The organism is Bacillus sp. KH172YL63 (assembly GCF_011398925.1).
In the GTDB taxonomy this organism is placed as follows: Bacteria; Bacillota; Bacilli; order Bacillales; family Bacillaceae_B; genus Rossellomorea.
Window position 1 is genome coordinate 1 of sequence record NZ_AP022842.1, and the last position, 10,000, is coordinate 10,000.

Below are 10,000 nucleotides of genomic sequence, written 5' to 3' on the forward strand. Positions count from 1 at the left end.
CACTGCTTTGTATTTTTATAAAAACACAAAAGTTAACGGAATTTATAGACCGTATATGTTGTACAGAGGTTATACAAACTGAGAAAAGGAGGGATCAGGATTGGAGAATATCGGGGATCTTTGGAGCAAAGCCTTAGAAAATATCGAAAAGAAGATCAGTAAGCCAAGCTTTGATACTTGGTTAAAATCAACTAAGGCCCATTCCATTCAAGGGGACACCCTTGTCATCACTGCTCCAAATGAATTTGCAAGAGATTGGTTGGAAGGTCGGTATTCTCAGCTAATCTCCGGGGTTTTATATGATATCACCGGCGAAGAATTAGTTGTGAAATTCATCATTCCTCAAAACCAGGAACCTGAAGAATTTGATATTCAAATTCCGCCAAAGAAGCCGATGAAAGACGACGATCAGCAGGATATCAACCAGAATATGCTGAACGCTAAATATACTTTCGATACCTTTGTCATCGGTTCAGGCAACCGTTTCGCCCATGCCGCATCACTCGCTGTTGCCGAAGCACCTGCAAAGGCGTATAATCCCCTCTTTATCTATGGTGGAGTGGGACTCGGAAAGACTCACTTAATGCATGCGATCGGTCATTATGTGCTGGAGCATAATCCTGCTGCCAAAGTGGTTTATCTTTCCTCAGAAAAGTTCACAAATGAATTCATCAACTCGATCAGGGACAATAAAGCCGTCGATTTCCGCAACAAATACCGGAATGTTGATGTTTTACTGATTGATGATATTCAATTTTTAGCCGGGAAAGAACAAACGCAAGAGGAATTTTTCCATACTTTCAATACATTGCATGAAGAGAGCAAGCAGATTGTCATCTCCAGTGATCGTCCTCCTAAAGAGATCCCGACGCTTGAAGATCGACTTCGCTCCCGCTTTGAATGGGGCCTAATTACAGACATCACGCCCCCTGATCTGGAAACAAGGATTGCGATCTTACGTAAGAAAGCCAAGGCTGAAGGGTTGGATATCCCGAATGAAGCCATGCTATATATTGCGAATCAAATCGATTCCAACATCCGTGAGTTAGAAGGCGCCCTGATCCGTGTAGTGGCGTACTCATCACTTATCAATAAAGATATAAATGCCGACCTTGCCGCTGAAGCATTGAAGGATATCATCCCAAGCTCGAAACCGAGGGTGATCACGATCCAGGAGATTCAGCGGGTTGTAGGTGAGCACTTCAACGTGAAGCTTGAAGACTTCAAAGCGAAGAAACGGACAAAGTCAATCGCATTCCCAAGGCAGATCGCCATGTATCTATCAAGGGAAATGACCGATTCATCCCTGCCGAAAATCGGGGAAGAGTTTGGGGGCCGTGATCATACGACGGTCATTCATGCCCACGAGAAGATCAGTACTTTACTTGGCGCCGATTCCCTTCTTCAGCAGCAATTGAAGGAAATCCGCGAAGCTTTAAAGAGCTGATTTTACAAACAAGCAAACTGGATAATGTGAATAACTCTGCCTGACTAACACACAGTCTGTCCACATGTGGATAGGCTGTGTTTACGTTCGATTTATGGACTTATCCACATATCAACAGGACCTACTACTTCTATTACTATTTTTTAAATAAATTATTAGTATATGATTCAGTCCAAAAAATTATGTGTAAATTGGAGGAAACAATCATGAAATTTGTTATTCAAAGGGACCATCTTGTGCAAAGTGTCCAGGATGTCATGAAAGCTGTCACTTCAAGAACAACAATCCCGATTCTGACAGGAATCAAAATCATTGCTACCGAAGACGGCGTCACATTGACGGGAAGTGACTCTGATATTTCCATTGAGTCTTTCATCCCGGTTGAAGAAGAAGGAACTGAAATTGTTGAAATCATGAATACTGGCGGCATCGTACTGCAAGCGAAGTTCTTTAGTGAAATCGTCAAAAAGCTTCCGAAAGACACTGTAGAGATCGAGGTTCAAAATCATCTGCAAACCGTCATCCGTTCAGGACAGGCTGAATTCAATCTAAACGGACTGGACCCGGAAGAATACCCGCACCTTCCTCAAATTGAAGAAGGAAACGGGATCAAGGTTTCAACCGATCTTCTGAAAACAATGATCAGACAAACCGTGTTCGCAGTGTCCACCTCAGAAACACGCCCGATCTTGACAGGTGTAAACTGTCAAATTGAAAACGGCGAACTGAGCTGTATTGCAACAGACAGCCACAGGCTGGCAATGAGAAAAGCACCGATCGAAACGAATCATGATGCGTCTTACAATATTGTCATCCCGGGGAAAAGTTTGAATGAGCTGAATAAAATCCTTGATGATACGGATGAGCCGGTGGAAATTGTCATCACTGAAAACCAGGTTCTTTTCAAAGCGAAGCATCTGTTGTTCTTCTCCCGTCTATTAGAAGGGAACTATCCTGATACAAGCAGATTGATTCCTTCAGATACGAAGACAGCATTGACGCTAAACACGAAAGAATTCCTGCAGGCGATCGACCGTGCGTCACTTCTTGCACGAGAAGGCCGTAATAACGTAGTTAAGCTTTCCACTCTTGATGGCGGCGTCATTGAAATTTCGTCCAACACGCCGGAAATCGGGAAAGTCATCGAGCAGGTCCAAAGCCAGTCGATTGAAGGAGAAGAACTGAAAATCTCCTTTAGCGCGAAATATATGATGGACGCCTTAAAAGCGATCGAAGGAACAGAAATCCATGTGAATTTCACAGGGGCAATGAGACCGTTCGTCCTGAAACCACTTCACGACGATTCGATCCTGCAGTTGATCCTTCCGGTTAGAACGTACTAAAATAGTCTTTAATCAGATTGCATCACATAACAAAAAACCAACACCTGGCACGATTGGGTGTTGGTTTTTCTTTTGTTTTGGCTGTTTTCGTATAGATTGTTGCGATTTAACGTTAGTGTGAGCATCTTCGGTAATTTGAGACGGGGTAATAAAAAAATTGCCATAGCAATGAATCAATCGCAATCTACTTAAATTGCGCTGATCACTACTATTCAGAAGATGATTAATACAGGGAATTTTTTAGGTTTTTAACTCCGATGGTTGATTGTAGCGGAAGATGCTCGACTCCTGCGGGAACCGCTGGACAGGTGAGATCCCGCAGGACAAAGTCCGAGGAGGCTCACCGCCAGCCCCGCGGAAAGCGAGCATCTGTAGCGGAAATCAACACCGCATCTCGCTTATATCAAAGCCACGATGTTAACGAAAACAGCCTTTGGTTTTGAAAAATCACTAGAAACACATCTATAAATTTTTTTACTAACAAAAGAATAAAAATCGCTCCACACCGGGACCTGTTTATACAGCTGCAATCTAGTCCAATTTTCGTTAGTTGTGACTTACATTCATTTAGAGTAAAATAAGATATTAGAGACTTTATACGGAAAGTAGTGATTATAAGTGGCAAAAGAGATCACAATCGGTACAGAAATCATCACACTGGGCCAATTCCTGAAGCTTGCTGAAGTGATTCAGTCAGGCGGCATGGCGAAATGGTTCCTGAGTGAATATGAAGTATACATAAACGGCGAGCAAGACCAGCGAAGAGGCAGAAAGCTCACGATTGGTGACACAATTGAAATTCCGGAAGTAGGAGCATTCGTGATTGCCGGAGAATAATAAAGGATGTTATGTCCATGTACATTGAACAGTTAGAGTTGAGGAACTATCGAAATTATGAATCGATCGACGTGACGTTCGAGAATAAAGTGAACGTCATCCTTGGGGAAAATGCCCAGGGGAAGACGAATATCATGGAGTCTATCTATGTATTGGCTATGGCCAAGTCCCACCGCACGTCAAATGACAAAGATTTAATCCGCTGGGACGAGGAATATGCTAAAATAAAAGGTAGGATACAGAAGTATAATGGTTCATTGCCACTTGAGCTTATTCTTTCGAAAAAAGGGAAAAAAGCGAAGAGCAATCACTTGGAACAGTCCAAGCTGAGCCAGTATGTCGGCAATATGAATGTAGTCATGTTCGCACCTGAGGATCTCCACTTAGTAAAAGGGAGCCCTCAGGTAAGGCGTCGTTTTATCGATATGGAAATCGGACAGGTATCACCTGTTTATTTACATGATATCAGCCTTTATCAAAAAATATTACAGCAGCGGAATCATTATCTGAAACAGTTGCAAACGCGAAAACAAAAAGACCAGACGATGCTTGACGTCCTGACGGAGCAGTTTATCGAGATGGCGGTGAAAATCACCAAAAAGCGGTTCGAATTCGTTCAGCTTCTCGAAAGTTGGGCAAAACCGATCCATTCGGGGATCTCAAGGAACTTAGAAACGCTCGAAATCTTATATAAACCGTCCCTGGGCGTATCAGATAGTCAAGAATGGTCGAAAATGGTAGATATATACGAACAGAAATTCAATGATATCCGTGAACGGGAAATCGACCGGGGTGTGACACTGGTAGGTCCCCATAGGGATGATCTGCAATTCATCGTGAACGGCCGGGATGTCCAGACATTTGGATCACAGGGGCAGCAACGGACGACGGCCCTTTCTGTGAAGCTCGCTGAAATCGAGCTGATTCATTCTGAAATCAAAGAATATCCCATCTTACTTCTTGATGATGTTTTGTCTGAACTGGATGATTATCGTCAATCCCACTTACTCAATACCATTCAGGGGAAAGTCCAGACGTTCGTCACGACAACAAACGTGGATGGTATCGATCACCAAACCTTAAACGAGGCGACCACATTCGAAGTGGAAGCCGGATCAATGAAAAGAGTGAAATGAGGTGTTACCTTGTACATTCATGTTGGAGAAGATGTCATGGTACGTACAGACGAAATCATTGCAATTATTGATCGAGACACCGTTCAATTCTCTGAGGAAATCCAACAATTTTTAAAAACGAAGGATAAAAACCTTTGTAATCTTGCAAAGGGTTCATATAAATCACTTGTCATCACGACCAATGAGTTGTATCTTTCGCCATTGGCGTCAAGTACGTTGAAGAAACGGTCAAAGAAATACTCGAACTATGAGAATTTACTATAGAAATTCAAAAGCCCTGAAGGTTAGAAAGTGTAGGTGAATCAGTATGACTATGGAACAACAACAAGCACAGCAAGGTCAGTCCTATGATGAAAATCAGATTCAGGTTTTAGAAGGCTTGGAGGCCGTCCGGAAAAGACCGGGGATGTATATTGGATCAACGAGCGGCAGAGGCCTTCATCACTTGGTATGGGAAATCGTCGATAACAGTATCGATGAAGCATTAGCGGGTCACTGTAATGAAATCGAAGTGATCATCGAAAAGGACAACAGCATCACGGTCACGGATAACGGGCGCGGTATCCCGGTCGGTATCCACGAGAAGATGGGACGTCCGGCAGTCGAGGTCATCATGACCGTACTTCACGCAGGTGGTAAATTCGGCGGAGGCGGATATAAAGTATCCGGAGGACTCCACGGTGTAGGTGCATCAGTCGTAAATGCCCTTTCCACAGAGCTTGAAGTGCACGTCCACCGCGATGGAAAGATCTATTACCAGAAATTCGAAAAAGGTGTTCCAAGCTTCGATCTGAAAGTGATCGGAGAAACAGAAAAAACAGGAACGGTCATCCATTTCACACCGGACCCTGAAATCTTCACTGAAACGACGGAGTACGATTATGACACATTGGCCAATCGTATCCGTGAGCTCGCCTTCTTGAACAGAGGGATTCAGATCAGCATCGAAGACAAGCGCGGGGAAGGAAAACGTAAAGACTACCACTATGAAGGCGGGATTAAGTCCTACGTTGAGCATCTTAACCGTTCGAAAGAAGTCATCCATGAAGAGCCGATCTATATTGAAGGCGAAAAAGATGAAATCACGATTGAAATCGCCCTCCAGTACAATGATGGGTTTGCGAGCAATCTTTATTCATTCGCCAACAATATCCATACACACGAAGGCGGAACACATGAGTCCGGATTCAAGACGGCATTGACAAGGGTCATCAATGACTACGCCCGAAAGAATAATGTGTTCAAGGAAAGTGATGCGAATCTTTCCGGGGAAGATGTACGTGAAGGATTGACTGCGATCATCTCGATCAAACATCCCGATCCACAGTTCGAAGGGCAGACGAAAACAAAACTGGGTAACTCAGAAGCAAGAACAATCACAGATTCCCTTTTCTCAGAGCATCTGGAAACATTCCTGCTTGAAAATCCGGTTGTTGCCCGCAAAGTGGTCGAAAAAGGTCTGATGGCTGCACGTGCCAGACTCGCTGCGAAAAAAGCAAGGGAGCTTACCCGTCGTAAGAGTGCCTTGGAAATTTCCAGCCTTCCTGGTAAATTGGCAGACTGTTCTTCCAAAGACCCAAGCATCAGTGAAATATATGTGGTTGAGGGTGACTCAGCCGGCGGATCGGCTAAACAAGGCCGTGACCGTCATTTCCAAGCGATCCTTCCATTGCGTGGTAAAATCATCAACGTAGAAAAGGCGCGCCTGGACAAGATCCTTTCCAACAATGAGGTGCGTGCGATCATCACCGCCCTTGGGACAGGGATCGGCGAAGACTTCAACCTGGAGAAGGCAAGATACCATAAGATCGTCATCATGACCGATGCCGACGTCGATGGTGCCCATATCCGTACACTATTGTTGACGTTCTTCTACCGTTACATGAGAAACATCATCGAAGCGGGCTATATCTACATCGCCCAGCCTCCTTTGTACAAGATCCAGCAAGGGAAGAAAATCGAGTATGCCTACAACGATAAAGAACTCGACCGTATCCTTGGGGAAATCTCCCCTACCCCTAAACCGAGTATCCAGCGTTACAAAGGTCTTGGAGAAATGAATCCGGAGCAGCTGTGGGAAACGACAATGGATCCTGAATCCCGAACGCTGCTGCAAGTAAGCCTTCAAGATGCCATCGAAGCTGATGAAACCTTTGATATCCTCATGGGAGACAAAGTAGAGCCGAGACGTAACTTCATTGAAGAAAACGCAGCTTACGTAAAGAACCTGGATATTTAATCCTGGTAGTTAGACCTGAAGAAACATCATGCAGGATAGACAACGTGCTATCCTGTCTTTTACATAGCGGACAAGGTAAAAAATGAGAAAGGTCTAAACCTTTCTTGAAAAGGAGGTCCCTTTTACTATGGCAGAAGCACCAAGATCGAATGTGAAAGAGATTAATATTAGCAGTGAAATGCGCTCATCTTTCCTGGACTATGCGATGAGTGTCATCGTTTCCCGTGCCCTACCTGATGCACGTGACGGCCTTAAGCCCGTCCATCGCCGTATTTTGTACGCGATGAATGATCTGGGTATGACATCTGATAAAGCGTATAAGAAATCCGCCCGTATCGTCGGTGAAGTAATCGGTAAGTATCACCCGCATGGTGACTCTGCCGTTTATGACACAATGGTCCGTATGGCACAGGACTTCAACTATCGTTACATGCTCGTTGACGGCCACGGTAACTTCGGTTCTGTGGATGGCGACGCAGCAGCTGCGATGCGTTATACAGAAGCACGTATGTCTAAGATTTCGATGGAACTGATTCGCGATATCAATAAAGACACGATTGACTATAAAGATAACTATGACGGTACGGAAAGAGAGCCGGAAGTATTGCCGGCCAGATTCCCGAACTTGTTAGTGAACGGTTCTTCAGGGATTGCTGTCGGTATGGCTACCAATATCCCTCCACACAATCTTGGAGAGGTCATCGACGGAATCCTTGCGCTGAGTAAGGACGAGGATATTACCATCCAAGAGCTGATGGAATATATCTACGGACCTGACTTCCCTACTGCCGGCCTCATTGTGGGCAGAAGCGGGATCCGCCGTGCCTATGAAACTGGAAAAGGTTCCATCACGATGCGCGCCCGTGTGGAAATCGAACAAAAGAGCAATGGAAAAGAAACGATCATCGTCCATCAGATCCCTTATCAGGTGAATAAAGCGAGATTGATTGAAAAGATTGCGGACCTTGTCCGTGATAAGAAAATCGATGGAATCACAGATTTACGGGATGAATCGGACCGTAATGGTATGCGGATCGTCATCGAAGTAAGAAAAGATGCCAATGCAAATGTCTTACTTAATAATCTGTACAAACAAACAGCCCTGCAAACAAGCTTCGGGATCAACCTGCTTGCGCTTGTGAATGGACAGCCGAAAGTATTGAACCTGAAAGAATGCCTGTATCATTACTTACAGCATCAACGGGTCGTCATCCGCCGCAGAACGGAATTCGAACTGCGAAAAGCAGAAGCAAGGGCACACATCCTGGAAGGTTTGCGGATCGCATTGGATCATATCGATGAAATTATTGCCCTGATCCGTGGATCACAAACAACGGAACTTGCCAAGCAAGGCCTGATGGAGAAGTTCTCCCTTTCTGACAAACAGGCTCAAGCTATTCTTGACATGCGTCTTCAACGTTTAACCGGCTTGGAGCGGGAAAAGATTGAAGAAGAATATCAAGAGTTGGTCAAGCTGATTGCAGAATTGAAAGCGATCCTTGCAGATGATGAAAAGGTCCTTGAAATCATCCGTGAAGAGCTGATTGAAATCAAAGAGCGCTTCAACGATGAAAGAAGATCTGAAATTGTTGCAGGTGGCATTGAAAATATTGAGGACGAAGACTTGATCCCAAGGGAAAACATCGTCGTCTCCCTTACTCATAATGGATACATCAAACGTCTCCCTGTCTCGACCTACCGCAGCCAAAAGCGTGGAGGAAGAGGAATCCAGGGGATGGGTACGAATGATGAAGATTTCGTCGAGAACTTATTGACAACATCAACCCATGACACCATTCTATTCTTTACAAACAAAGGGAAAGCATACCGTGCGAAAGGATATGAAATCCCAGAGTTCAGCAGGACAGCCAAAGGGCTTCCAATCATCAACCTGCTCGGTGTAGAGAAAGATGAATGGATCAATGCGATGATCCGCGTCGAGGAATTCGTGGACGACTGGTACCTGTTCTTTACAACGAAACAAGGTATTTCCAAACGGACCCCAGTCTCAGATTTCGCCAACATCCGGACGAACGGCTTAATTGCCATCAACCTTCGTGAAAACGACGAGCTCATTTCCGTCAAACTGACCGATGGAGAGAAAGATATGATCATCGGTACGAAAAACGGCATGCTCATCCGATTCCCTGAAACAGATGTCCGTTCAATGGGACGAACTGCTACAGGGGTGAAGGGGATCAACCTGAGCGGCGATGACATCGTTGTCGGGATGGAAATCCTTGAAGAAAAAGACGATGTGCTTGTCGTCACGGAAAAAGGTTACGGTAAACGTACGCCGGCAAGCGAATACCGGATTCAGACACGGGGCGGTAAAGGATTGAAAACATGTAACATCACCGAACGTAATGGAGAACTTGTCTCTGTTAAAGCTGTTACAGGTGAAGAAGACCTCATGATCATCACCGCCCATGGCGTCCTGATCCGTATGGACGTGAATGACATTTCAACAACCGGCCGTAATACCCAAGGGGTAAAACTGATCCGCCTTCAAGACAGCGAATTTGTTTCAACCGTAGCCAAAGTCGAAAAAGAAGATGAAGAAGAGACGGAGCAACCGGTGGAATCTGTTGAAGGAACCGAGCAGCCAGCAGCAGAAGACAGCACGGCTCCAGAAGAAACAAACGACGATACCAATGAATAAATGACTCATAAGCTATTTCCAGCAATTCATTGCTGGAAATAGCTTATTTTTTTGAAAAGACCAACACGAACCAGAAAAATTTGGTAAAATAAATATAAGGAAAAGGTGAGATAAGAGGTGTTTATAGTTGAAGGTACATGCTTCAGAAATACAAACAGGATGCATCGTAGCTGAGGACGTCATGGGTTTGGCGGCAAGTCCGATCATTCCAAAGAATACGGTGATCGAAGAAGAGCACCTGGGTATTCTTCAGGCGTTTCACATAACCGAACTGGTGATAGAGAAAACGAAAGCCGACGGAAATCCATTCAGGCAGCCCTTTAATTCCGATCATAC

General features: G+C 44.7%; 8 protein-coding genes (1 of these 8 cut by a window edge). All 8 read left to right on the forward strand.

Features of this window, described 5'->3' with window-relative positions:
* Nucleotides 1–100: 100 nt before the first annotated feature.
* The gene (gene dnaA / locus KH172YL63_RS00005) at nucleotides 101–1,447 is read left to right on the forward strand and encodes a chromosomal replication initiator protein DnaA (RefSeq protein ID WP_173104253.1); all 1,347 of its coding nucleotides are present in this window, start codon (nucleotides 101–103) and stop codon (nucleotides 1,445–1,447) included.
* Nucleotides 1,448–1,653: 206 nt separating this feature from the next.
* Nucleotides 1,654–2,790: a DNA polymerase III subunit beta gene (dnaN, locus tag KH172YL63_RS00010; protein ID WP_173104254.1), complete on the forward strand. Its 1,137-nt coding sequence runs from the start codon at nucleotides 1,654–1,656 to the stop codon at nucleotides 2,788–2,790.
* A gap of 618 nt (nucleotides 2,791–3,408) precedes the next feature.
* Complete coding sequence (yaaA, locus tag KH172YL63_RS00015) at nucleotides 3,409–3,627, forward strand: S4 domain-containing protein YaaA (RefSeq protein ID WP_173104255.1); 219 nt, start codon at nucleotides 3,409–3,411, stop codon at nucleotides 3,625–3,627.
* Between the two features lie 17 nt (nucleotides 3,628–3,644).
* Nucleotides 3,645–4,763 carry a DNA replication/repair protein RecF gene (gene recF, locus KH172YL63_RS00020; RefSeq protein WP_173104256.1) on the forward strand — a complete coding sequence of 373 codons (1,119 nt, stop codon included), beginning with the start codon at nucleotides 3,645–3,647 and terminating at the stop codon, nucleotides 4,761–4,763.
* Nucleotides 4,764–4,772: 9 nt separating this feature from the next.
* The gene (gene remB, locus KH172YL63_RS00025) at nucleotides 4,773–5,027 is read left to right on the forward strand and encodes an extracellular matrix regulator RemB (RefSeq protein ID WP_173104257.1); all 255 of its coding nucleotides are present in this window, start codon (nucleotides 4,773–4,775) and stop codon (nucleotides 5,025–5,027) included.
* A gap of 49 nt (nucleotides 5,028–5,076) precedes the next feature.
* Nucleotides 5,077–7,002, forward strand: a complete 1,926-nt coding sequence (gene gyrB / locus KH172YL63_RS00030; protein ID WP_173107998.1) for a DNA topoisomerase (ATP-hydrolyzing) subunit B — start codon at nucleotides 5,077–5,079, stop codon at nucleotides 7,000–7,002.
* Nucleotides 7,003–7,129: 127 nt separating this feature from the next.
* Entirely contained in the window at nucleotides 7,130–9,664 is a 2,535-nt protein-coding gene (gene gyrA, locus KH172YL63_RS00035; protein WP_173104258.1) for a DNA gyrase subunit A, read from the forward strand.
* 127 nt (nucleotides 9,665–9,791) lie between these two features.
* Nucleotides 9,792–10,000, forward strand: partial view of an HD-GYP domain-containing protein gene (locus KH172YL63_RS00040; protein WP_173104259.1) — the start only. Its footprint extends 880 nt past the window's final position; only the first 209 of its 1,089 coding nucleotides appear in the window; it begins with the start codon at nucleotides 9,792–9,794; its stop codon lies beyond the right edge, outside the window.

Coding starts and splice junctions, on each gene's coding strand:
- recF (WP_173104256.1), top strand. CDS start 3,645: ATGTACATTGAACAGTTAGAGTTGAGGAACTATCGAAATTATGAATCG.
- gyrB (WP_173107998.1), top strand. CDS start 5,077: ATGGAACAACAACAAGCACAGCAAGGTCAGTCCTATGATGAAAATCAG.
- dnaN (WP_173104254.1), top strand. CDS start 1,654: ATGAAATTTGTTATTCAAAGGGACCATCTTGTGCAAAGTGTCCAGGAT.
- gyrA (WP_173104258.1), top strand. CDS start 7,130: ATGGCAGAAGCACCAAGATCGAATGTGAAAGAGATTAATATTAGCAGT.